Raw genomic sequence first — 23,257 nt, forward strand, 5'->3', positions numbered from 1 at the left:
AGAAAATTTCTTTTACCGAGAATTAAAAGTTGTAAGCAACTCGTAGGGGCGGGGTTACCCCGCCCCTACAATTTGGGATAATTTCTTTTCTGGAGTTCCCTTAGTACAGCATTTCATTAATTTGTCGCCAATCCTTTGCGCGTCTTTGCTTGGAGATTTCTCGCCTCATGTTCACAGATGTAATCTGTATCCTCGCAAAGCAGATCGAGTTGACTCTTTTGAAGTTGCCAATGATACTGGTAAAATCACCATATTCCCGATAGGAATATGTAGTTTTTCCTCTTGCTTTTTATCGGGAATACCTGCGATTATCTTATATACCATCTGCGTATACGGTATTTCTAGAGAATAACCGTAGATACTAATTATAGAGGAGAATGTGTCATGAGTCTGTGGCCCCGCCAGCTAAAGCGATCGCAACTGAGTATTAAACGAATTATCACTCCCTTTAGGTTAAATTCCCTCAAAGGCTTTGTATCAATGTTTTTGGTGGGGACATTCTTGAGTGTCACCCTTGCTGCTTGTGGTGGTGGAAATAGCGGTAATTCTGCAAGTGAAAACCCAGCAGCTAGCCCTGTTGCAGCCAATAAACAAAATGTAGAATTAACACTTGTATCTTTTGCTGTTACCAAAGCAGCTCACGAAGCTATTATTCCTAAATTTGTCGAAAAATGGAAACAAGACCACAACCAAACTGTTAGCTTTAAACAAAGCTATGGCGGTTCTGGTTCGCAAACTCGTGCTGTAATTGATGGTTTAGAAGCAGACATTGTTCATTTAGCCTTGGCTGGAGATACAGAAAAAATTCAAAAAGCTGGATTAATTGAGCCGGGATGGGAAAAAGAAGCCCCCAATAATGCCATTGTCTCTAAATCGGTAGCTGCATTAGTAACTCGTCCAGATAATCCTAAAGGGATTAAAACTTGGGCTGATTTAGCAAAAGACGATGTCAAACTCATTACCGCAGATCCCAAAACCTCAGGGGTAGCACGTTGGAATTTCTTGGCTTTGTGGAATTCTGTGATTAAAACAGGTGGCGATGAGGCTAAAGCACTTGATTATGTGACGAAGGTTTATAATAATGTGCCTATTCTAGCTAGAGATGCTCGTGAAGCTACGGATGCTTTCTTTAAACAAGGTCAAGGTGATGTTTTAATCAATTACGAAAACGAAATTATTTTAGCATCACAAAAGGGTGAGAAAGTCACATCTATAATTCCTGATGTGAATATCTCTATTGATAATCCCATCGCCGTAGTTGATAAAAACGTTGATAAACACGGTAATCGTGAAGTTGCAGAAGCTTTTGTAAAATACCTGTATACTCCCGAAGCACAACAAGAGTTTGCCAAATTGGGATTCCGTCCTGTAGATGAGACAGTAGCCAACACTAAAGAAATTGCCGATAAATTCCCCAAAGTCAAAACTTTAGGTACAGTCCAAGACTTTGGTGGTTGGGGAGAAATCGATAAGAAATTTTTCGCTGATGGCGGAATTTTCGATAAGATTCAAGCTGCAAAGAAATAGATAATTAGTCAATGGTCAATGGTCAATGGTTGACTGTTGACTGTTGACTGTTGACTGTTGACTGTTGACCGTTGACTTTTGACTTTTGACTCTTAACTATGACTCTATCCCCTTCTGTAGAAGCTGACAGTAAAACTCCCATTTGGAAGGAATTCCTCGAAAAATTGGGTCGGATTCCCTGGACTTGGCGCATTACTTTGGTATATCTGACATTGATGTTGTTCATCCCCATCGCGGCGATGTTTCTCAAAGCGAGTACGGAACCGCCAGCGAAATTTTGGGCGATCGCAACTAGTGAGATTGCTTTAGCAACATATAATGTCACATTCGTTACTTCACTATCTGCGGCTTTGCTCAATGGGGTATTTGGTACGCTGATTGCTTGGGTTTTGGTACGTTACGATTTCCCCTTCAAGCGAATTATTGACGCTACCGTAGATTTACCGTTTGCCTTGCCAACATCAGTAGCAGGTTTAACACTGGCAACGGTGTACAGTAATAATGGCTGGATTGGTTCGCTATTAGCACCCCTGGGAATTAAGGTATCTTTTACCCGTTTGGGTGTTTGGGTAGCGATGATTTTTATTTCCCTTCCCTTTGTGGTGCGCACAGTGCAACCTGTACTGCAAGAAATGGAACATGAAACAGAAGAAGCAGCTTGGTCTTTAGGTGCTTCTCAATGGCAGACTTTTTGGAAAGTGATTTTACCGCCTTTATTCCCGACAATTTTAACTGGTGTAGCCTTGGGTTTTTCCCGTGCAGTTGGGGAATATGGCTCTACCGTCATTATCTCGTCTAATACACCTTTCCAAGATTTAATTGCACCTGTATTAATTTTTCAACGCCTAGAACAGTATGACTATTCTGGTGCAACTGTAATTGGTGTAGTGTTATTAGCAATTTCCTTAGTGCTACTGCTAGCGATTAATTTCTTACAAGCCTGGTCAAGAAGATATGACAGTAAATGAGCCAAGTCTTCACTCCTCTAAGTCAGAGAAAAGTACAATCAAGCCAAAACAAACTAAAAGTTGGGTACCGACACTGTTAATTGCGATCGCGATCGCTTATTTAGCTTTGGTGCAATATATCCCAGCAATCAATGTATTTGTCCAAGCTTTCGCTAAAGGTGTAGGCCCTTTTTTCGCCAACTTAGCCAAACCAGCGTTTCTTCATGCAGCTTGGCTGACATTATTACTAGCGCTGATATCTGTCCCCATCAATGCAGTTTTTGGACTTTGTGCAGCTTGGGCGATCGCGCGTCATAATTTCCCTGGTAAAGCTGTAGTCTTAAGTATTATTGACCTTCCCTTCTCCATCTCCCCCGTAGTCGCCGGATTGATGATTGTCCTCCTCTACGGGCGAAATGGCTGGTTTGGGCCTTGGCTACAAGCAAATGATATCCAAATTATTTTCGCCTTTCCGGGAATGGTACTGGCTACAGCCTTCGTTAGTATGCCCTTTGTCGCCAGAGAAGTCATTCCTGTCTTAGAAGAATTTGGCAAGGATCAAGAAGAAGCCGCCAGAACACTTGGCGCAAATGAATGGCAAACTTTTTGGCGCGTCACCCTACCCAGTATTCGCTGGGGTTTACTCTACGGCTTAATTTTAACCAACGCCAGAGCAATGGGTGAATTTGGCGCAGTTTCCGTTGTATCTGGCAATATTGCCGATAAAACCCAGAGTTTACCACTGTTTGTTGAAGATGCTTACAAACAGTATGAAACCGAAGCCGCCTTCTCTGCTGCTGTATTGTTAGCGCTGCTAGCAGTCGTCACCTTGGTATTAAAAGAAATTTTAGAACGCAAAACCCGCATTAAAGATGTGGAATGAGTTGCAGATGAAGAAAGGGAAGGAAGACAAGCAGGATCACAAAAGAAATAAAAATGACAATTGTACAGACGCGATTCATCGCGTCTCTTCATAATGACAAATGACAATTATAAGCGATTCATCGCGTCTCTTCATAATGACTAATACCAATAAACGAATCAGATTAAGAATTCCTAAAGACTATCACCAAGAACCTGTAATTTCTAAATTAGTTTCTGATTATGGTTTAGTAGTGAATATTACTGCGGCAATTTTGGGAGCTAATGCTGTTGGTGATGGTTGGTTTGACTTAGAATTGCAAGGAACAGATGCCCAAATTCAAAGTGGATTAAATTATCTTAAAGAGTTATCTTTGCAAATTTGGGATGAGACAAACACATCTAATTGGTGAGTTTATTGAAGCCTCAGTCAATTCACTTTTTCCAGAAACCCGACTTATTTGAAAAGTTGGGTTTCTCTATTTAATTATGGTTTTTATAATACCAATTTGAAAAAAGAATGCGATAAATCAATACGGTTCAGTTAAGGATAATTGGAGGTTGGGTTGTAGCTTGCTTCCCGTAGGGTACGAAGTGAAACCCAACAAACCCCTGAAAATGTTGGGTTTCGTTCCTCAACCCAACCTACACAGTTTATGGTTTTTGGCGCTAACTGAACTGTATTGCGCGATAAATGGTAGGGGCACTGGCAATGCCATGCCCTCTAAATTATATTGATGTGCTGCAAACACTATTAGATATTATTTTGACCTAAATATTTATTTTTCAATTCTTCTAATTCATCATCAATAATACTTTTAGTAGTAGACTGAGGATTAGAATTTGGTGGATTGACTGGATTTTTAGGCTGTTTATTGCCACCTAAAAATAATGTTTTCATTTCTTCTAATTCTTTATCAATTTGACTGTTAGATTTTGGAGGAATCACAGGTTGAGGTGTAGATGGTGAGATAGTAACAGCTTTAACTGATGTTGCTGGTGTGGCGTTTAATGGTAACTTTTGCAAATCGTTGAGAACTTCATCTGCTGTTTGATAGCGACGCACAGGAATACTGGCTAACATTTTATTGAGAATTAAGCTTAATTCATGACTCACAGGAGTTTTCAAATATTGTTGCCAAACCCAAGTATCGCTATTTACATCATAAGAATCAAAAGGCGATCGCTCTGTTAAGAGTCGCACACAAGTTGCACCTAAACTGTAGATATCGCTAGCAAAAATAGCCCTTCCTCTAATTTGTTCTGGGGCGACATATTCGGGACTACCAATACTTGTACCTGTGCGGTTGAGGGCGGTACTGGTAGCAGATTTAGAAGCTCCAAAATCTACTAAAACTAATTTGCGATCGCTACTGCGTAAAATAATATTTTCTGGTTTAATATCGCGGTGAATTACTTGTCTAGCATGACAAAATTGCAATACTGGCAATAAATCGTTAAGTAACTGGCGAATTTGCACTTCATTAAATGCGCCTTGTTCGACTAATTCCTGCGCTAAATTTCTGCCATCAATAAATTCTTGGACGAGATACTGTCTATCTTCTTGGGTAAAATATGCCAGTAATGAAGGAATTTGCGGATGCTGTCCTAATTCATCTAACTGCACAGCTTCCTGGTTAAATAACTCCACAGCTTTTTGCACATTATTAGTGCCTTGGGCTTGGGGGTAAAATTGCTTAATTACACAACGTGGTTTTGAGGGTTTATCTTCATCCACCGCCAAGAAAGTACGCCCAAAACCACCTTGTCCTATGGGTTTAATTGCGCGGTAACGTTCTTTGAGGAGTAACTTAGAACCGCAAGTTAAGCAAAACTTAGCATCATTAGCATTTTCTGGTTTTGGACAATGGGGATTAAGGCAGTAGCTCATGGTAGCGTAAAAAATCGCTGTGGTTTGTTTTTATTGTGCCCTGCGATCGCCATTCTTGATTGTAAAATCAAAAATTAACGTTTACCCAGAGTATCTTTAAATGGTTGTCTAGCACTAACTCTATCAAGATAAGCGACAACCGCAGGATATTTCCTAAAGTCTAATGATAAAAGCAATTTAGCGTAGTGTAAGTAGGAAGCAACTGCAATATCTGCCACAGTCAATTTATTACTAGCGATAAAAGGCTGTGTCTGCAAAATTTGATTCAGTGGCGCGAGTAAAGTTGGCATTTCTTTTTCTCGCCTATCTGCTAAAAATAAACCAGGCCCCAAGCTAGCATTGGCAAAAATCACCCACTGGGTAATTTTGGCGCGTTCTTCTAAGGAATTAGGTAATTGATTGTATTTATCAGCTAAATAGAGCAAAATTGCCCCAGATTCCCATAATTTCAGGTTTCCATCAACTATAGCAGGCACTTTCCCCATAGGATTAATGGCTAAAAACTCAGGCTGCTTGTGTTCGTTAGCACTGAAATTGAGTGAAATATAGTCATAAGGAATGTTTAATTCTGCTAAATACCACTGCACAATTGACACGCGCGTTCTTGGCGCACCATAGACTTTTAATTTAGCTTGATTTACTGTATTAGGGCTAGCGGTAGCAGGTTGAGAATTATTTGGTTGTGGCGGTGCAGCTAAAAGTGGTGTGATGGGCTGAAAGATTAATGCGATCGCACTGACAGCAAAAAAGATTTTGAAACGCGAATTTTGCAACATTCTATAAATTATAATTAGTTTTATTTCTCGCAAGTATCATACCTTTTGCTATATTGAATGATAAATTATTTTATATTTATTCATAAAGTATGTAATTTTTTTTGTTTAAATATATTAAATCTGCACTTTAATCTAAGCTGAGTGAAGCTAAAAATATGAAACTAAAATCATTTATTAAATTTCTTTTACTAAGTATTTGCTTGACTGGCAGTAATGCATTAGCCCAGACTCTTACACTGTCACCTAATTTAATTAATTTCAATTCTAAGGAAGGAGAAAAATTATTAATTGAAAGCCAAGCGCGAGAAGATTTCTTTCCCCTCAGCAGTCAGTTTATTACTCAAAACAATCAAGCCTATTGTGGCGTAGCTAGTATTGTAATGGTGCTGAATAGTTTAGGAATTCCCGCACCAGAAGTCCCCCAATATAAACCATATCGCGTGTTTACCCAAGAAAACTTTTTTAGCAATGAAAAAACCAAAGAAGTAATTTCGGCTGAAGATGTTGCACGTAAAGGTATGACTTTAGAACAGTTAGGTGGGTTATTACAAAGTTATGGTGTCAAAGTCAGAGTCTATCATGGCTCTGATATTAGTTTAGATAACTTTCGTAAACTAGCCGCAGAGAATTTACAACAACCGGGTAATTTTATTATTGTTAATTATTTACGCAAAACAATTGGGCAAGAAAGAGGCGGTCATATTTCGCCTGTAGCTGCATATAATCAACAAACAGATAGATTTTTAATTTTGGATGTTTCTCGTTACAAATATCCGCCTGTTTGGGTAAAAGCAGAAGAGTTATGGAAAGCAATGGCGACACATGATATTACTTCAGGTAAAACTCGCGGTTTTGTATTTGTGAGTAAGCAATAAATCAAGAAATATAAATATATACAGCAGATTGCCAGTTAGTGAAGTACAGATTATATCGTTGATTGTAGGGGCACTGGCACTGCCATGCCCCGAAGCGCGTACCTCATTTACCTGAAATCTGCTGTATTTGTAAAAAATAGCTGTCATTTGTAATTGCTAAAGGTTGCAAATTTCCAAATTAAAACTGAATTCTTCTAGTGTAATTTTGGTAAATCCTGATGCGTCAAATTAGCGTGTACCTCGTTGTCATACATAACAGATGATAAGAAAATTTACTGCCAAAGATACGCTGAAAAATACATCATTAAAGTTACAGAAAAATGAAACTTATTACTAACTATCAACGAGTAGCGTTCCCCAAAGGGGTTGCCGTAGGCATCGCAGTCTTTTCTCTGGGCGTATTTTTCCCTAGTCAAGTTGCTCAGACATTAGAAGCGATCGCGCAAAATCCCCAAAGTTTTTATACCGGAAACATGAGAGCATCCCACTTTTTTAATCAATACCCTAGAAGGGTATTGCTACACAAACAAAGCCTGCCTCCGCAGGCTTCGTCTTTATAGCCCCAGGCTTCCAGCCTGCGGGCGTTTTAAAAACTGGGACGCACCCTGGAAACATTGCCTAAGAGATCGCAGCAGATATGGCAAAAAACGGTGGTTTAATTACTTTAGCAGACTTAAAAGCTTACAAAGCAATCTGGCGTACTCCTGTATGTGGCGATTTTCTCAAGCTAAAATCTGCTCAATGCCACCACCTTCATCGGGAGGGGTACATCTATTGCAGATTTTAAACATCATTGGCGACACCGATTTAAAATCTTGAGGATGGCATCACCCTGATAGTTTACCAAAAACCTGGGTCTAAAGCCCCGTCCACTTCGGGTGTAGCTCTCAGTGCGCCGCTTTCAGGACGGCTTTTTGAGAGAATTGTGGAAACAGGCAGGGCATTGTCTGTCGGGCGAGATAGTGTAAGACGGGCTATGCCTGCAACTGTTGTTTGAACCCAGAATCCCCACGCCTTTAGGCTGAGGAGTATGTCAAAAGTTATTCTCAACGTTTTAGTATATGGCATGGATGCTGGTGCAGCAGTTTCTGCGCCACGCATACATCACCAGTGGCTTCCCGATGAGTTGCGAGTTGAACCTTGGGGTTTTGATGCTGTCACTTTACAACAGTTGCGTCGCCGGGGACACAACATCAAGGAGACGACTCCTTGGGGGAATGCAAATGCGATCGTTGTGACAGCAGATAAGACTTTAGAGAGAGCAGCCGATCCTTGGGGCGAAGGTTCCCCAATCAGTTTTTGAGCTATTTATAAATATAAGCCCACAGTATTTTTCAATCGCTGTGGACTTATTGATTTTGAATTATTGAGTCTGAAAAATTGTTAACAAATTCATTGGCACGAGAGCTAGGAATGAGTGTCCAACCAGCTTTGAGTAATTTTTGATAAGTTGCCCAACCTTTTGAACCACCTGGTATTTTATAATCAGGAACTGCATATTCTCTACAAGCTGTATAAGGACGCCACGGTTGGCCGGGTGCAGTTTGCAAATGCAAAATCTTATCCCCATCATCACCTAAACCAGATAACCAGCACATTTGTCGCTGCATGGTAAACTCCTTTGCGTTAAGCATATATTGCATATTGGCACATTTTTGTCAATATCCGCATCACCCTTGTGGGATAATTTTTGTTACTTATTTGAGTTCACTTTCAAATCTCGTACTGCTTGAGAGCAGATAATTACCCACAAACATCTCACCTCACGGAACCCAACCGGAGGATAAAAAAATAGAGTCAACCAACCTACACGCCTCTCCCTTGATTGAGAGTGAAGTTTTTTTTAATAGTACTTGCGGATTTGGCAAGTGTATGTATCAGGAGTTACTATTTTAGCCCAGCCTCAGCAGTAAATCATTTGTTTTTTGGGTTACATAGTTTTGAAATACTTATCAGTAGGTTGGTTGTAATTAAATTTATCTTTCTGACAAAGTTCCGATTCCTGATCGAATTTTAGATTTTAGATTTTAAATTTTGGATTGAAGATTCAAAATTTAAAGAATCGCGCACGGGTTCCAAGCAAGCGAATTAATTCATGGAATAAATCCAAAATCCACAATTTTTAATTAAAGCCCCTGCATTCATAAGCCACTGCGGTGGACGGGTTTCCCGGATTAAAGCAAGTGGCGTGCATAGGGTTAATCTAAAATCCAAAATCCAAAATCCAAAATTGATTGACTTCCATGCGGCGAAACGCACCACTAAACATTTTTAATGCTTTACGGTGACGCGATCGCATTTCCGCCTCATCTTTTCCAGTCACTCCGGCTTTTGTTAAAATTAAAAATAATATTAAGAAATATAAAGTAACGTAACAATGCCCAGTGTAACTGTTAACAAAAATCAGCCTCGTGTCATCGTCGTCGGTGCGGGAATAGGTGGGCTAACTGCTGGCGCATTATTAGCCCATAAAGGTTACAGCGTTTTAATTGTCGATCAAGCTTTGGTTCCTGGGGGTTGTGCTTCCACCTTTAAACGCCGAGGATTTACCTTTGATGTGGGAGCAACCCAAGTCGCCGGCTTAGAACCTGGGGGAATTCATCACCGAATTTTCTCAGAATTGGGCATAGATTTACCAGAAGCGACACCTTGCGATCCGGCTTGCGCTGTTTATCTTCCTGGCGAATCCACACCGATCAACGTCTGGCGCGATCGCGAAAAATGGCGGGAAGAAAGACAAAAACAATTTCCTGGTAGCGAACCATTTTGGCAGTTGTTAGCCACCTTATTTCAAGCTAGCTGGGAATTCCAAGGACGCGATCCGGTGCTACCGCCACGCAGTTTATGGGATTTGTGGCAACTCACGCAAGCGGTACGCCCCAGTACATTAATTACTGTGCCCTTTACTTTATTTACCGTCGGCGATGCTTTACGGTTATATGGATTAGGTAATGACCATCGCTTACGAACTTTCTTAGATTTACAACTCAAGCTGTATTCCCAAGTCAACGCTGAAGAAACAGCTTTACTTTACGCAGCTACGGCGTTAAGTGTATCCCAGCTACCCCAAGGATTATTTCACCTCCAGGGTAGTATGCAAGTCTTAAGCGATCGCCTGGTAGAATCCTTAGAAAGAGATGGCGGTAAATTATTGCTGCGTCACACCGTCGAAAAAATTACTGTCGAAAATCATCAAGCCAAATCTGTCACCATTCGCAACCAGCAAAGCGGCGAAGTTTGGACAGAAACAGCCGATCATATAGTTGCAAATGTCACAGTGCAAAACCTCGTACAGCTGTTAGGGGAACAAGCACCAGTAGGTTATAAACAGCGCGTAGACAAATTACCCCCAGCTTCAGGTGCATTTGTTGTCTATTTAGGTGTAGACGCCAGCGCCATTCCTGCCGATTGTCCACCTCACCTGCAATTTTTATACAATGCCGAAGGGCCGATTGGCGAAAATAATTCTTTATTTGTCTCCGTCAGCCATCCCGGCGATGGACGCGCCCCCGAAGGTAAAGCCACAATTATTGCTTCCTCATTCGTAGATACCCGGAGATGGTGGCGTACCGAAAATTACGCCGAATTGAAGCAGCAGTATACAGAACAAGCGATCGCCCGTTTAGGGCAATACTTCTACCTCAAACCCGAAACCATCATCCACCAAGAAGCCGCCACACCCCGTACCTTTGCCAATTTCACAGCACGCGATCGCGGTATCGTTGGCGGTATCGGACAACGCATCCCCACCTTCGGCCCCTTTGGTTTTGCCAATCGCACGCCTATTGAGCATCTCTGGCTAGTTGGCGACTCCACCCACCCCGGCGAAGGCACAGCCGGCGTCAGTTACTCAGCCTTAACAGTAGTGCGGCAAATATTGAATAGGTAATGGGGCATGGGGCATGGGGCATTGGGCAAAAGTTAAATAGAATTCTTAATTTTGAATTTTGAATTTTGAATTCTTAATTTTGAATTGTTTGTCCCCACTCCTTTATTCACAAATCATTGCAAAAAATAGGGGCACAATATTTTGTGTCCCCAGAGAATATATTAAGTTGTTCCAAACGTCAATTTGGCGTTTCCGTGCTACTAGGTGACGGTGACAAAGTTGGTGACAAAGTTGGCGGCGTTGCTGGCTGGGGTTCAGGATTGAGAAAATCTCGCCAAGTCTGAATCTGTTGTTGTGCAGCACTATAAGCAGAACTACCTCTAGGAACCAGCTTGGCAATCTCAATACCTTTATAGATATCAGATTGTCCTTGAGTGCGGGCAATATCTAACAATTGCTGACTCCACTGATCGATGGCAACATTCGCATCCATCCGCAAGACATTACGTCTGGGAACCTGTTGGGCTAGGCGGATTGCTTCTACCAATGCATCCGGCGTACCCGTCAGCGCTGCGGTTCTGGCTTTTTGCCAGTTATCTCTAGCGCGAATTTGCTCTCGCCAATCATTGATCGCTTCTTGAGCCTCGCCAGAAAGCGCCCTTCCCGAAGAAGCTATGTTTTGTGCCGCACTAATCGCACCCGCTAAATTACCACTAGCTGCTAGTTCTCGCGCCTGATCTAAGTAAGGCTGATCTTGAATGCGCTGGATCTTCGCCGTCCAATTCTGAATTTTTCTCCGTGCTTCAGAAGATAATGCCCTACCACTACGGATTTGACTCGCTTCAGCGATCGCAGCTTGTAAAGAATTGATATCTTCCAGCATTGCTATCTGTTCAGCCCGATCTAAGAAAGGTCTATCTTGGATCGTCTCAACTTGCGCTTGCCAGCGTCCCGCCTCTTGTCTAGCTTCACTAGCACGGGGGTTACCTCTGGGAATCAGCTGAGTTTGAGCGATCGCAGCTGTTAAATCGGTGACAGAACCTTGACTAGCTAATGTTCGCGCTTTTTCTAAATGAGCAACATCTTCAATTTCTAACTGCCAGCGAGCAATCAACTGTTGTGCTTTGTTATACACAGCCCTTGACGGGTCAATTTGTTGCGCTTGGGAAATTGCTGTTTGTAAAGAATCAATCGTCCCGATCCAAGCACTTCTTTGGGCTTCAGCCAAGCTGATAAAGTCTTCAACCTCGGTTTGCAGCTTTGTATTTTCAGGAATTTGTCTAACTATATCTAAAGCTGTATCTGCATCCCGTTTATCTAATTTCGCCTGGGCTAAATCCAGCATTTTGCGCCCATATGCCGGAATTAACTCTTGAGCTTTTTGATACAGGTAACTATTTTGACCAATTGATTCCGCTAGCTTGATGGCTTCGAGGATTTTCTCAGCAACGCCACTCTCAGCTAAATTATCAGCTTTTGCTAATTTCTCACCATCTTCCCTAGCTGTGGCAATTGTCCGATTCAATTCATCGTATTTAGTAGTCGCCCAATATTTATTATCCACACGTAGCAATTTAGCAGACAGCATAAAAGCTGATTGCCAATGTCTTTGCCGCAATTCGGCTTCGGCTTCTTGATAAATTCCCTCAGCCTTTGACCAAATTGATTGCCATTTTGCTACTTGTGCTTCTACATTGTTATAAACAGGTACATCGCTAGGTATTTTCTGCGCAGTAGCGATCGCCTCTTCTAAGTTTCCGGCTTGAAAACTTTGATCCGCTAGTTGTAAGATATCCTTCGACCATGTTTCAATAAAGCGATCGGCTTCGCCACGTAACGGATGGTTTTTACCCAGCTGCTTCACCAAATTAATCGCTTGCAGCAAATCGGTGACAGTTTGCTTAGAAGCCGCCAACTGCGCACAATGTAGCCGCACCGACTCACTCGCCAAAGGCCAGAAAATTTTCGGACAATTGGGGGCTGCCGGCAACTTTAAAAGCATCGCTGTTGCCAAAAAAGCTATTCCCCCAGGAACCAACATTAATAATACTAACCACAACACCCAATTTTGCATCCAGCGAGGCAATTTACTAAGAATCAAATCGGGGGAAATAGTTTTTTGGGATTGATTATTAAAAGGTAATTCTTCGGAATTATGATCTGTTTGCCGCTTCACTGACTTAGAGTTAGAACCAGTCGCTGGAATATTAAATAAATGAGCTTCTCCGAATTTTTCTGTTTCGGATAATCTCTGACTTTCATCCTGATCTCTGGCTCTGCCTCGGGACCAACTGTCTGTAATATCCCGCTCTGTCATCTCTCACACCAAAAAATAGTTGAATAGCGATCTGTATAGATCGATAATTCTATTGTTGCCATAGTAACTTTCTCATCATTAAAAAGCTACTTTTTTTATCATCTCCATAGATACACTAATAGACGCAAAATTTTAGTGCCCTTTTATACTCTTATCCTGAAGCAGAAGATTCAGTTTGCAAATCGACAATCAGCTGAGCCAGTTGATCGCTGCTGGCCTGGTAAACTTGACCACAAAAGTCACAAGTTGCCTCAGCGCCATCATCTTTAACGATCATATCTTGTAGTTCCGCTTCTCCCAACATTTTTAATGCGCCCAACATGCGGTCAAAGGAACAGCCACAGTGAAAGCGCAATATTTGGTTTTCTGGGAAAATTGTCAGCCCCATATCCCCCAACAAATCTGTCAAGATTGTCGGTAAACTCTTACCAGCTTGCAATAACGGCGTAAATCCAGCCAGGCTAGCTACCCTTGATTCTAAAGTGGCTACTAAAGCTTCATCTCTAGCCGCTTTCGGTAACACCTGTACCAATAACCCCCCAGCAGCCGTTACCCCACCTGCACCCACAAACACGCCCAAAACTACAGCCGAAGGCGTTTGTTCGGAACTCACCAGGTAATTTGCCACATCATCACCGATTTCACCCGAAACTAGTTCCACCGTACTAGAGTAAGGGTAACCATAACCAATATCGCGCACAACGTAAAGGAATCCCTTACCCACTGCACCGCCAACATCAAGCTTACCTTTGGCATTGGGTGGTAATTCTACAGATGAATTGCCAACATAGCCCCTTACCGTACCGTCTAATCCCGCATCTACTAAAATGCCGCCCAATGGCCCATCACCCTTAACACGGACATTGACCCTAGAGCCAGTTCGCTTCATACTAGAAGCCATCAACAACCCAGCTGCCATTGTCCGTCCAAGTGCAGCTGTAGCTACATAAGAAAGTTTGTGGCGCTGTCTAGCTTCTTCAGTGAGGCGCGTAGTAATTACACCTACGGCTCGAATCCCACCGTCGGCTGCTGTGGCGCGAATTAATTGATCCGCCATGAAAACCTTACCAAATAATATGTTATTAAATGCCCCTGCTGTGAGGGTCGCAAATTAAAGCCTTATTTAGTATAACTTAGTATATCTCAACTAAACTTAACCATTTCCTAGACTGCCAATTTCTCTCATCCCGATTTTGCATAAACCTGCACAAAGTAATTAAATGACTCTTCTAACTCTCTTGTTGGCGTCATATCCTGCACAAAGCTGCTGCGAGTCTCATGTGTACTAGGAGGCTGATTTTCAACATCAACTACATCTTCCCAGACAATTGCTATGACTTAGATTTTTTGTCGCAGTGCTAGTGGCAGCAGAGTTCATAAATACCCTGTAAATATTAGGAAAAAATCAATGATTAATTATTCTGTCTGTTAATTATAAGTCAAAAATTTTAACTTAATATTTGCCATAATAAAATTATAACAAACCTACAATAATTATCATCTAAAAAAATGCTAGGTACTTTTCAACAAAGCCAACTCCGAATCGAAATCGAAGCTTCAACCAGTGCAATTCACGATAGCCTGTTACGTCCAGCGCAATTACAAAAATGGCTCATTGGACAACGTTTCGCGCCAGGAATGCCAGAAGAACTACAAGCAGGTTTTCAATTCACCACCTGGACTGGCCCAGTGGCAATTCATCATCAAGTAAAGGTGGCAAAAGCTAACTGTTTGCGCTTATTACTTAGCGGTGGAATTGATGGATTTCATGAATGGTATTGGGGAGAAGGTTGGGTACAGTCACGCCTAGAAGGAGTCTCCCTATTACCATTAAATATAGGACAAACTGTCAGCTTATTAAGCTTGCGTCAGTTTCTAGCAAATCATAAATCTGAGAATAAGTAAGTTGGTGCAATTAGATATAACTGTAGGGATTGTCATTGGTCATTTGTCATTGGTAAGCGTTTCTACCCTAGTTATGTTTAGTATATTTGGGTTTATTTACACCAACTGATACCAATTTTAAAACAGAATGCGACCGTAGGGGCATGGCATTGCCATGCCCTCTAGAATATATTAATGTGCCGCAAAAACTATTTAAATTGGTATTATTTGTCTTGCTAAGGGACTTCCAAGAAATAAATTATCCAATCTTGTGGGGTGGGCAGCGTTCGACTGAGCGCTCACGCCGAAGTCTTGCCCGCCTTTTACTATGGGCGGGCGAGACGCCCACCCCACAATAAATAGTTGTATATTTTTTTATTTGCAAGTCCCTAAATTCGCTCGCTCTCATACCATTTATTTGTGAAGCTGCACAAAACTCTACCTTTCTTCAAGGCAAAGGTACGCAGAGTTTTTTCAGTTCCATATCTTCCAATATAATTACGCGCGTCTTGATATTAAATTGGTATTACAACTCTTACCAATGACAGATGACTAACGAGCAATGACCACCTTAACTAGTTATCTTTAATTACACCAAACTACTTAAGTTGGCTTAACCACTAATACAGAACAATTAGCTTCTTCAACCACTTGACTGCTAACAGAACCTTGAACAATTCGCTTCATTCCTGTTAAGCCGCGACTACCAATGACAATCAAATCAGCCTGATAAATATTAGCCAAGCGAATAATTTCGTCTGCTGCATAGCCAGTAACTAATTCTAATTGGCTGGGTACAGGTAAACTTTCTTGATAAGATTGCAGTTGTTTTTCAATATAAAAATAAGACAATGTTGGTGAATCCGCATGAGGCCGATCTGCAGGTAAATCCATCTCTAACTCTGGCGGTGCAAAAACATGGCAAAGAATAACTTTACTATCTGGAGCCAGCACCAACTCTTTTACAGTCTCAATTACTCGCTCTGATATTTCCGAACCGTCTAGAGCTACCAAGATATTTTTTAACACCGCTCTCGTCTCCTCAAGAGTAGACCCCTTAATTGACATTTCCACGCACTTCGCGAAAGCCAGGTGCGGGGATTCTTGGGCTAATCACTGCCCTTTGAGGATTGCTCCCTACTAAGGTCTCACACGATTATGTCTAGTCCGGACTTACTAGAATATCACTCACTATCTAGTTGTCCTTTTGATGGACTACTCCCCAAGCGTTTACCTATTTCAAGGTACGTTTCCGTATGCCCTACGGTACGCGGATTATGAGTTTATATCATACTCAATTTCCCAAGCTTTTATTTTGCATCTAATGGGTGATTTTCTCGCAAATCATCAGCAAAAATTCACCATTCTCAATCACTCTTCATGCTGAATTCGCCGTCTGACAGAATCGCTATGGGAGGGTAAATCCTCCACTGATGCTAAAATATCAATTGTCCCAGCCACTTTTTGCAATGCAGTTTGGGAGTATTGAATTATACTTGATTGTTTAAGAAAAGTTTCCACACTCAAGGCTGAAGCATAACGGGCAGCCCCCGAAGTTGGTAAGGTATGGTTGGGGCCTGCTAAATATTGTCCTACGGCTGGTGGTGTAGCATCTCCTAAGAAAATTGCCCCAGCATGGCGAATTTGTGGGAGAAATTCCCAAGGCTCGGCAATTGCTAATTCCAGATGTTGGGGAGCAAATTCATTAGTCAGTTCTGCGGCTGCTTTGAGAGATTCGACAATCACAATCAACCCATAGTGAGCGATCGCTTTTTCCGTGTCAATCCGTCGGGGATGATCTACTAATTGTCTTTCCACAGCTACTTGGACATTTTTCGCTAAAGCCGCATCCGTAGTCAGCAGAACCGCCGCCGCCATTGGATCGTGTTCGGCTCTGGCTAGCATATCCGCAGCTACATGTACGGCATTTGCGGTTTCATCGGCAATAATTAGCACTTCGCTCGGCCCTGATAGGCAATCAATCCCGACGCTACCGTAGACAAGTTTTTTAGCCAGGGTGACATAAATATTACCAGGGCCTACAATGACATTAACTTTCGGAATCGTTTCCGTACCGTAAGCTAAAGCCGCGATCGCTTGCGCTCCCCCGACTCGGTAAATTTCCTGTACCCCGGCTTCTTGGGCTGCTACTAGCACAGCCGGAGGAATTGCTTTACCTGCCCCTGGAGGTGTCACCATGACTATTCGCGGTACACCAGCCACTTTCGCCGGAATGGCATTCATCAGTACAGTACTGGGATAAGCAGCACGCCCACCAGGGACATATAAACCCGCCCGATCTACAGGATTGTAGCGTTTGCCCAACACCACCTCATCATCAGCAAAGTTAACCCAGTTTTTCGGGACTCGCTGACGATGAAAAGCTTCGATTTTTTGGCTAGCTAACCGAATCGCCGCAATCAACTCCTGAGACACCTGCTGATAAGCCGCATCCAATTCTGAGCCTGTAACCCGCAGTTCCTCCTGCTTGAGAGTTTGGTTGTCAAATTCATCTGTGTAATGCAATACAGCCTTGTCGCCTTGGCGTTTCACCGCTTGCAACACTTCCCGCACCGTGGCTTCTTTATGAAGTACGTGTTCGTCATGGGTGCGATCGCAGATCCGTTGTAGTTCTGCTCTGACGTCTGCCTGCTGAGTAATAATTCGCAGCATGGAGTAAGCACAATGCCAAAATTAGAATATACCCGCCTGAGAATTAATCTTGCTCTTTACCTAAACAGGTACCGAGGTGAGTCTAATTCCCTTCTCTAGCTTAACCTGGATTTTTTTGATACTCCCAGTGTTGTTAATAGGTTGCCAATTATCTGTTGCAGATGAGCAGGGAGATAAGGGGGACAAGGAAGGGGGAGAAATGGTAACTGAACCAATGCCCAATGCCCCATGCCCCATGCCCCATGCCCAATGCCCCATGCCCCATGCCCCACAATATTTTTTTGGGAAATCTTAACATTGGCAATATGGATGCTATATTAGTAAATCTAGTAGTGTGTGTACATATTAATAGTCTTTCTGGAACTGACTGTGGCGAATTCAAAGTCTGCTCTCAAACGCGCCCATATTGCAGAGCGCAATCGGCTGCGTAATAAATCATATAAATCAGCTGTCAATACGCTGATGAAGAAGTACGTGAATGCAGTAGAAGTCTATGCTGCTAATCCCACTCCCGAATTAAAGCAACAAGTACAGGAGCGATTAGCTGAGGCTTACAGCAAAATCGACAAAGCCGTTAAGCGAGGTGTGCTTCATCCCAATAATGGAGCCAGGAAAAAATCAAGATTGGCTCGTAAACTCAAACCACTTACACAAACGGCACAGTAGTCCCAAATCATTTAGTCATTAGTCTGCTACTAATGACTAATGGCTAATGACTAATGACTCTAAAACAAAAATGCAGCTAATTGACACTCACGTTCACATCAACTTTGACGTTTTTCAGCAAGATTTAGCAGCAGTGCGATCGCGATGGCAAGAAGCAGGTGTAGTGCATTTAATACATTCATGCGTCGAACCAGCAGAATTTGCCAGTATCCAAGCCATAGCACGCGAGTTTCCCGAACTCAGCTTTGCCGTTGGGTTACATCCTCTCGATGCTAAACAATGGACTGATGGAACAGCCGATGAAATTCTCACATTGGCGAAATCAGATGCCAAAGTAGTCGCTATGGGGGAAATGGGACTGGATTTTTGTAAAGCAGACAACTATGAGCAACAGCGCATGGTGTTTGAAGCGCAATTAGCGATCGCCTATGAACTGAATTTACCTGTAATTATCCACTGCCGCGATGCAGCCGCACAGGTAAGAGAAGTGTTGCAAAAATGGCGAGAACAAAAAGGCGAACGAGTGCGGGGTGTAATGCATTGTTGGGGTGGAACGCCCGAAGAAGCTCAATGGTTCATTGATTTAGGCTTCTACATAAGTTTTAGCGGGACAGTTACCTTCAAAAATGCCAAGCAAATCCAAGCTACCGCCGCAATGGTACCGAGCGATCGCTTGCTAATTGAAACAGACTGTCCTTTCCTCGCTCCCGTCCCCAAACGAGGTACAGGACGCAATGAACCGGCTTATGTCCGTTATGTAGCAGAGAGTATAGCCGAACTGCGTAAACAGACGGTAGAAGCGATCGCCGCCCAAACCACCCAAAATGCCTGCGACTTATTTAGTCTGGTACTATAAGGTGTACATTTAAGTGTAGTTGGCTGTGTACAAAAAAATAAACACCTTGGAGGATGGAAATATGCTAAAATTATTTCCTCCAAAACATTTTGCTTGCGCCATAATGATAAAGGAAGGAAAATAAAACTCCTAAGATTGATTTTGCACAGTTACTAACTTGACCATCGCTACCCGCAAAGCAGTCATCCTTAAGGTGTCTAAGCTAATTATTTGCTGGGGTTGACCATCCTCCTAATCTCTACAAGCGGATGTAATCGCCGCGATCGCCAAGACTGACAATCATGAGTTGAGCTAGACACTTTGAGAAAAATACCTTTTCCGTATTTAATCTATAGAAAACTGTTAAACATAATTGCCTTGTGAGTATCACCCACCAAGATAAAGCCATACTAATCCAGAGTCGATTCAGAGCCACTCGGTTCCTTAGTTTTAGGATATCACCGTGAGTCTAAATATAGAGGGGTATTGAAAACAAAACAGGAAAAAAGCTGCGGCGGCTAATTAACGCGCTTGTGGGAGGAGAAGTGACAAAAGCCAACTTAATTCCAGATTATCTCAACCATCTACTTTTGAGCAATCAACCTAGTAGCTGGTTATTAGTTATAATTGTCACTTTTAGTGGAGTACTTTCCCGCTTGCCAAGATAGCACTTTCCCGCTTTAATTTCTGCGTTTGCCCGTACCTGCTGTTTAGCAGGTGGCGTTTAAGGAGAAGTTCCCAAACAGCTACGGACACTGGCTAGCGGTGGGAACCGTCAAAAAGCAGTGTCCAATGGTAAGTTTAACCAGGTTGACAAAGGTAGAGGCATGACGAACGAAAATTATATGGAACCCGCCTTTCTGTTGCCCGACTTGATTGAAATCCAGCGTTCTAGCTTCCGTTGGTTTTTAGAAGAAGGGTTAATAGAAGAACTTAACTCCTTTAGTCCGATTACAGATTACACCGGCAAACTAGAACTGCACTTTTTAGGTCAAAACTACAAACTTAAAGAACCAAAGTACAGTGTCGAAGAAGCCAAACGGCGGGATAGTACATACGCTGTACAAATGTACGTCCCCACACGTTTGTTGAACAAAGAAACCGGGGATATCAAAGAACAAGAAGTATTTATTGGCGATTTGCCCTTGATGACCGATCGCGGCACCTTTATTATTAACGGAGCCGAGCGAGTGATCGTCAACCAAATTGTGCGATCGCCTGGAGTTTATTACAAATCAGAAATTGATAAAAACGGTCGCCGTACCTATTCAGCCAGCTTAATTCCTAACCGGGGCGCATGGCTAAAATTTGAAACAGACCGTAACGATCTCGTGTGGGTACGGATTGATAAAACCCGCAAACTCTCAGCCCAAGTACTTTTAAAAGCTCTAGGTTTATCAGATAACGAAATCTTTGATGCCTTACGCCATCCTGAGTACTTCCAAAAAACCATTGAAAAAGAAGGGCAATTTTCGGAAGAAGAAGCCCTAATGGAGTTATATCGCAAATTGCGTCCTGGTGAACCACCCACAGTCTTAGGTGGACAACAGCTATTAGATTCGCGATTCTTCGACCCCAAACGTTACGATTTAGGGCGTGTCGGACGTTATAAGCTCAACAAAAAATTACGGCTGTCGGTTCCCGACACCATGCGCGTCTTAACTCCTGGGGATATCTTAGCCGCAGTAGACTACCTGATTAACCTAGAATATGACATCGGTAACATCGATGACATTGATCACTTGGGTAATCGCCGAGTCAGAAGTGTCGGTGAATTGCTGCAAAACCAAGTCCGGGTAGGTTTAAACCGCCTAGAGAGAATCATTAGGGAACGGATGACTGTATCCGATGCTGAAGTTCTCACCCCAGCTTCCCTAGTTAACCCCAAACCCCTAGTAGCTGCAATTAAAGAATTCTTCGGCTCCAGCCAATTAAGTCAGTTCATGGATCAAACCAATCCCCTAGCAGAACTGACTCACAAACGCCGTCTATCTGCTCTAGGCCCTGGCGGTTTAACTAGAGAAAGAGCCGGGTTTGCAGTCCGGGATATTCACCCCAGCCACTACGGACGGATTTGTCCCATTGAAACCCCAGAAGGCCCCAACGCGGGATTGATTGGCTCTCTAGCCACCCATGCGCGGGTAAACCAATACGGCTTTTTAGAAACACCCTTTAGACCGGTGGAAAATGGTCGGGTAAGGTTTGACCTGACGCCAGCATACATGACAGCCGATGAAGAAGACGACTTGCGCGTTGCTCCTGGTGACATTCCTGTTGATGAAAATGGCATGATTATTGGGCCTCAAGTACCAGTACGCTATCGTCAGGAATTCTCCACCACCACCCCAGAACAGGTGGACTATGTAGCAGTATCACCAGTACAAATTGTATCGGTAGCTACTAGTATGATTCCCTTCCTGGAGCATGACGACGCTAACCGGGCGCTGATGGGTTCCAACATGCAACGGCAAGCAGTACCCTTGCTCAAGCCAGAACGTCCCTTAGTCGGCACAGGACTAGAAGCCCAAGGTGCAAGAGACTCCGGGATGGTAATCGTCTCCCGTACCGATGGCGATGTGGTTTATGCTGATGCCACAGAAATCCGTGTCCGGGTCAAAAACACCACAACTGAAATTAAATACACCCTTTCCAAGTATCAGCGTTCCAACCAAGATACTTGCCTCAACCAAAAACCCCTAGTCCGGATAGGCGAGCGTGTAGTTGCCGGTCAGGTATTAGCTGATGGCTCCTCCACAGAAGGTGGAGAATTAGCACTTGGTCAAAATATCGTCGTTGCCTACATGCCTTGGGAAGGCTACAACTACGAAGACGCGATTTTAATTTCTGAAAGATTAGTTCAGGATGATGTTTACACCTCAATTCACATTGAAAAATATGAAATTGAGGCCAGACAAACAAAACTAGGCCCTGAAGAAATTACGCGAGAAATTCCCAACGTTGGGGAAGATGCTTTACGCCAACTAGACGAACAAGGAATTATTCGCATTGGTGCATGGGTAGAAGCTGGGGATATCTTAGTTGGTAAAGTTACACCCAAAGGTGAATCTGACCAACCCCCAGAAGAAAAACTACTGCGGGCGATTTTCGGTGAAAAAGCACGGGATGTGCGCGATAACTCTCTGCGAGTGCCCAACGGTGAAAAAGGTCGCGTCGTCGATGTGCGTTTATTTACCCGCGAACAAGGGGACGAACTCCCACCAGGAGCCAACATGGTAGTCCGGGTGTACGTAGCGCAGAAACGCAAGATTCAAGTCGGCGACAAAATGGCAGGACGCCACGGTAACAAGGGGATTATTTCCCGGATATTGCCGTTGGAAGATATGCCTTACTTACCAGATGGTTCTCCAGTAGACATTGTTCTCAACCCCTTGGGCGTACCCAGCCGGATGAACGTCGGACAGGTATTTGAATGTTTATTAGGCTGGGCTGGTCAAAACTTGGGCGTGCGGTTTAAGATTACTCCCTTTGACGAAATGTATGGGGAAGAGTCATCGCGCCGGATTGTACATGGCAAATTGCAAGAAGCAAGGGATGAAACCAGCAAGAATTGGTTATACAACCCTGATAACCCAGGCAAAATCATGGTATTTGACGGACGTACAGGCGAACCCTTCGACCGTCCGGTAACCGTGGGTGTAGCTTACATGCTGAAGCTGGTGCATTTAGTGGATGACAAAATTCACGCCCGGTCTACAGGCCCCTACTCCTTGGTTACTCAGCAACCCTTGGGTGGTAAAGCTCAACAAGGTGGTCAGCGCTTCGGAGAAATGGAAGTGTGGGCATTGGAAGCCTTTGGTGCAGCTTACACCTTGCAGGAATTGCTGACTGTTAAATCTGACGATATGCAGGGACGGAATGAAGCGCTCAATGCCATTGTTAAAGGTAAAGCAATTCCTCGACCAGGAACGCCAGAGTCCTTTAAGGTATTGATGCGAGAACTGCAATCCTTAGGTTTAGATATTGCCGTCCACAAAGTAGAAACCCAAGCAGATGGCAGTTCCTTAGATGTGGAAGTCGATTTAATGGCAGACCAATCAGCCAGACGCACACCACCGCGACCAACCTATGAATCTCTTTCCCGTGAATCACTGGAAGATGATGAATAGAGGCTAGGGGCTAGGGGCTAGGGGAGGTAGTCATGACTAATCACCAATG

The 23,257-nt window shown here is 43.1% G+C and carries 20 protein-coding genes and 1 pseudogene; 13 read left to right on the forward strand and 8 right to left on the reverse strand.

The window, feature by feature from the left end; translation table 11 throughout:
- Nucleotides 1–384 precede the first annotated feature (384 nt).
- The 4 genes from AACW45_RS13495 (at nucleotide 385) to AACW45_RS13510 (ending at nucleotide 3,748) form a co-directional block, all read left to right on the forward strand.
- Nucleotides 385–1,527, forward strand: coding sequence for a sulfate ABC transporter substrate-binding protein (locus tag AACW45_RS13495; RefSeq protein WP_190633119.1), 1,143 nt, complete (start codon nucleotides 385–387; stop codon nucleotides 1,525–1,527).
- 98 nt (nucleotides 1,528–1,625) lie between these two features.
- On the forward strand, nucleotides 1,626–2,495 hold the full coding sequence (gene cysT / locus AACW45_RS13500; protein ID WP_190633120.1) for a sulfate ABC transporter permease subunit CysT: 870 nt from the start codon (nucleotides 1,626–1,628) through the stop codon (nucleotides 2,493–2,495).
- Complete coding sequence (cysW, locus tag AACW45_RS13505; RefSeq protein ID WP_190547025.1) at nucleotides 2,482–3,357, forward strand: sulfate ABC transporter permease subunit CysW; 876 nt, start codon at nucleotides 2,482–2,484, stop codon at nucleotides 3,355–3,357. Before cysT ends, cysW begins: the two co-directional genes overlap by 14 nt.
- Nucleotides 3,358–3,493: 136 nt before the next feature.
- On the forward strand, nucleotides 3,494–3,748 hold the full coding sequence (locus AACW45_RS13510; protein WP_190633121.1) for an NIL domain-containing protein: 255 nt from the start codon (nucleotides 3,494–3,496) through the stop codon (nucleotides 3,746–3,748).
- A 341-nt stretch (nucleotides 3,749–4,089) separates the two neighbouring features.
- Here the strand turns inward: AACW45_RS13510 and AACW45_RS13515 are convergent, their stop codons facing one another.
- Both AACW45_RS13515 and AACW45_RS13520 read right to left on the reverse strand, forming a co-directional pair.
- On the reverse strand, nucleotides 4,090–5,226 hold the full coding sequence (locus AACW45_RS13515; RefSeq protein WP_190633122.1) for a serine/threonine-protein kinase: 1,137 nt from the start codon (nucleotides 5,224–5,226) through the stop codon (nucleotides 4,090–4,092).
- Between the two features lie 74 nt (nucleotides 5,227–5,300).
- A complete protein-coding gene (locus tag AACW45_RS13520; RefSeq protein WP_190633123.1) occupies nucleotides 5,301–6,002 on the reverse strand; it encodes a glutathione S-transferase family protein in 702 nt (233 codons plus the stop codon).
- Between the two features lie 155 nt (nucleotides 6,003–6,157).
- On the opposite strand from AACW45_RS13520, the gene AACW45_RS13525 reads away from it, so the two are divergent.
- The 3 genes and pseudogenes from AACW45_RS13525 to AACW45_RS38410 form a co-directional block, all read left to right on the forward strand.
- Nucleotides 6,158–6,877: a phytochelatin synthase family protein gene (locus AACW45_RS13525; protein ID WP_190633124.1), complete on the forward strand. Its 720-nt coding sequence runs from the start codon at nucleotides 6,158–6,160 to the stop codon at nucleotides 6,875–6,877.
- Nucleotides 6,878–7,197: 320 nt separating this feature from the next.
- On the forward strand, nucleotides 7,198–7,437 hold the full coding sequence (locus tag AACW45_RS13530; protein WP_190633125.1) for a hypothetical protein: 240 nt from the start codon (nucleotides 7,198–7,200) through the stop codon (nucleotides 7,435–7,437).
- Nucleotides 7,438–7,502: 65 nt separating this feature from the next.
- Nucleotides 7,503–8,180 (forward strand): annotated as a pseudogene (locus tag AACW45_RS38410) (gamma-glutamyltransferase); the annotation flags it as partial.
- Nucleotides 8,181–8,226: 46 nt separating this feature from the next.
- Here AACW45_RS38410 and AACW45_RS13545 read toward each other — a convergent pair.
- On the reverse strand, nucleotides 8,227–8,487 hold the full coding sequence (locus AACW45_RS13545; protein WP_096648052.1) for a hypothetical protein: 261 nt from the start codon (nucleotides 8,485–8,487) through the stop codon (nucleotides 8,227–8,229).
- 767 nt (nucleotides 8,488–9,254) lie between these two features.
- Between AACW45_RS13545 and crtD the strand changes: the two genes are divergently transcribed.
- Nucleotides 9,255–10,766, forward strand: coding sequence for a C-3',4' desaturase CrtD (gene crtD, locus AACW45_RS13550; protein WP_190633127.1), 1,512 nt, complete (start codon nucleotides 9,255–9,257; stop codon nucleotides 10,764–10,766).
- A 178-nt stretch (nucleotides 10,767–10,944) separates the two neighbouring features.
- Here the strand turns inward: crtD and AACW45_RS13555 are convergent, their stop codons facing one another.
- On the reverse strand, nucleotides 10,945–13,023 hold the full coding sequence (locus AACW45_RS13555; protein ID WP_190633128.1) for a chromosome segregation ATPase: 2,079 nt from the start codon (nucleotides 13,021–13,023) through the stop codon (nucleotides 10,945–10,947).
- Nucleotides 13,024–13,174: 151 nt separating this feature from the next.
- Nucleotides 13,175–14,080 carry an Hsp33 family molecular chaperone HslO gene (gene hslO / locus AACW45_RS13560; RefSeq protein ID WP_190633129.1) on the reverse strand — a complete coding sequence of 302 codons (906 nt, stop codon included), beginning with the start codon at nucleotides 14,078–14,080 and terminating at the stop codon, nucleotides 13,175–13,177.
- Between the two features lie 452 nt (nucleotides 14,081–14,532).
- Here hslO and AACW45_RS13565 point away from each other — a divergent pair, with 452 nt between their 5' ends.
- Nucleotides 14,533–14,928, forward strand: a complete 396-nt coding sequence (locus AACW45_RS13565) for a hypothetical protein (protein WP_190633130.1) — start codon at nucleotides 14,533–14,535, stop codon at nucleotides 14,926–14,928.
- A 582-nt stretch (nucleotides 14,929–15,510) separates the two neighbouring features.
- Here the strand turns inward: AACW45_RS13565 and AACW45_RS13570 are convergent.
- Entirely contained in the window at nucleotides 15,511–15,936 is a 426-nt protein-coding gene (locus tag AACW45_RS13570; RefSeq protein WP_190633131.1) for a universal stress protein, read from the reverse strand.
- 342 nt (nucleotides 15,937–16,278) lie between these two features.
- Nucleotides 16,279–17,580 (reverse strand): histidinol dehydrogenase, encoded by a 1,302-nt coding sequence (gene hisD / locus AACW45_RS13575; protein WP_190633132.1) that lies wholly within the window; start codon nucleotides 17,578–17,580, stop codon nucleotides 16,279–16,281.
- A 76-nt stretch (nucleotides 17,581–17,656) separates the two neighbouring features.
- Here hisD and AACW45_RS13580 point away from each other — a divergent pair, with 76 nt between their 5' ends.
- The 3 genes from AACW45_RS13580 to AACW45_RS13590 all read left to right on the forward strand — a co-directional run bounded on the left by AACW45_RS13580 (nucleotide 17,657) and on the right by AACW45_RS13590 (nucleotide 19,102).
- Complete coding sequence (locus tag AACW45_RS13580) at nucleotides 17,657–17,875, forward strand: hypothetical protein (protein ID WP_339385081.1); 219 nt, start codon at nucleotides 17,657–17,659, stop codon at nucleotides 17,873–17,875.
- Between the two features lie 74 nt (nucleotides 17,876–17,949).
- Nucleotides 17,950–18,246, forward strand: coding sequence for a 30S ribosomal protein S20 (gene rpsT / locus AACW45_RS13585; RefSeq protein ID WP_190547050.1), 297 nt, complete (start codon nucleotides 17,950–17,952; stop codon nucleotides 18,244–18,246).
- A 70-nt stretch (nucleotides 18,247–18,316) separates the two neighbouring features.
- Nucleotides 18,317–19,102 carry a TatD family hydrolase gene (locus AACW45_RS13590; RefSeq protein WP_190633181.1) on the forward strand — a complete coding sequence of 262 codons (786 nt, stop codon included), beginning with the start codon at nucleotides 18,317–18,319 and terminating at the stop codon, nucleotides 19,100–19,102.
- Nucleotides 19,103–19,340: 238 nt separating this feature from the next.
- On the opposite strand, the gene AACW45_RS13595 is transcribed toward AACW45_RS13590, so the two are convergent.
- A complete protein-coding gene (locus AACW45_RS13595; protein WP_190633133.1) occupies nucleotides 19,341–19,517 on the reverse strand; it encodes a hypothetical protein in 177 nt (58 codons plus the stop codon).
- A 391-nt stretch (nucleotides 19,518–19,908) separates the two neighbouring features.
- Between AACW45_RS13595 and rpoB the strand changes: the two genes are divergently transcribed.
- Nucleotides 19,909–23,208 (forward strand): DNA-directed RNA polymerase subunit beta, encoded by a 3,300-nt coding sequence (gene rpoB / locus AACW45_RS13600; RefSeq protein ID WP_190633134.1) that lies wholly within the window; start codon nucleotides 19,909–19,911, stop codon nucleotides 23,206–23,208.
- The last annotated feature ends 49 nt before the right edge of the window (nucleotides 23,209–23,257 follow it).

It is taken from the genome of Calothrix sp. FACHB-168 (assembly GCF_963889195.1).
Lineage (GTDB): Bacteria > Cyanobacteriota > Cyanobacteriia > Cyanobacteriales > Nostocaceae > Aulosira > Aulosira anomala_A.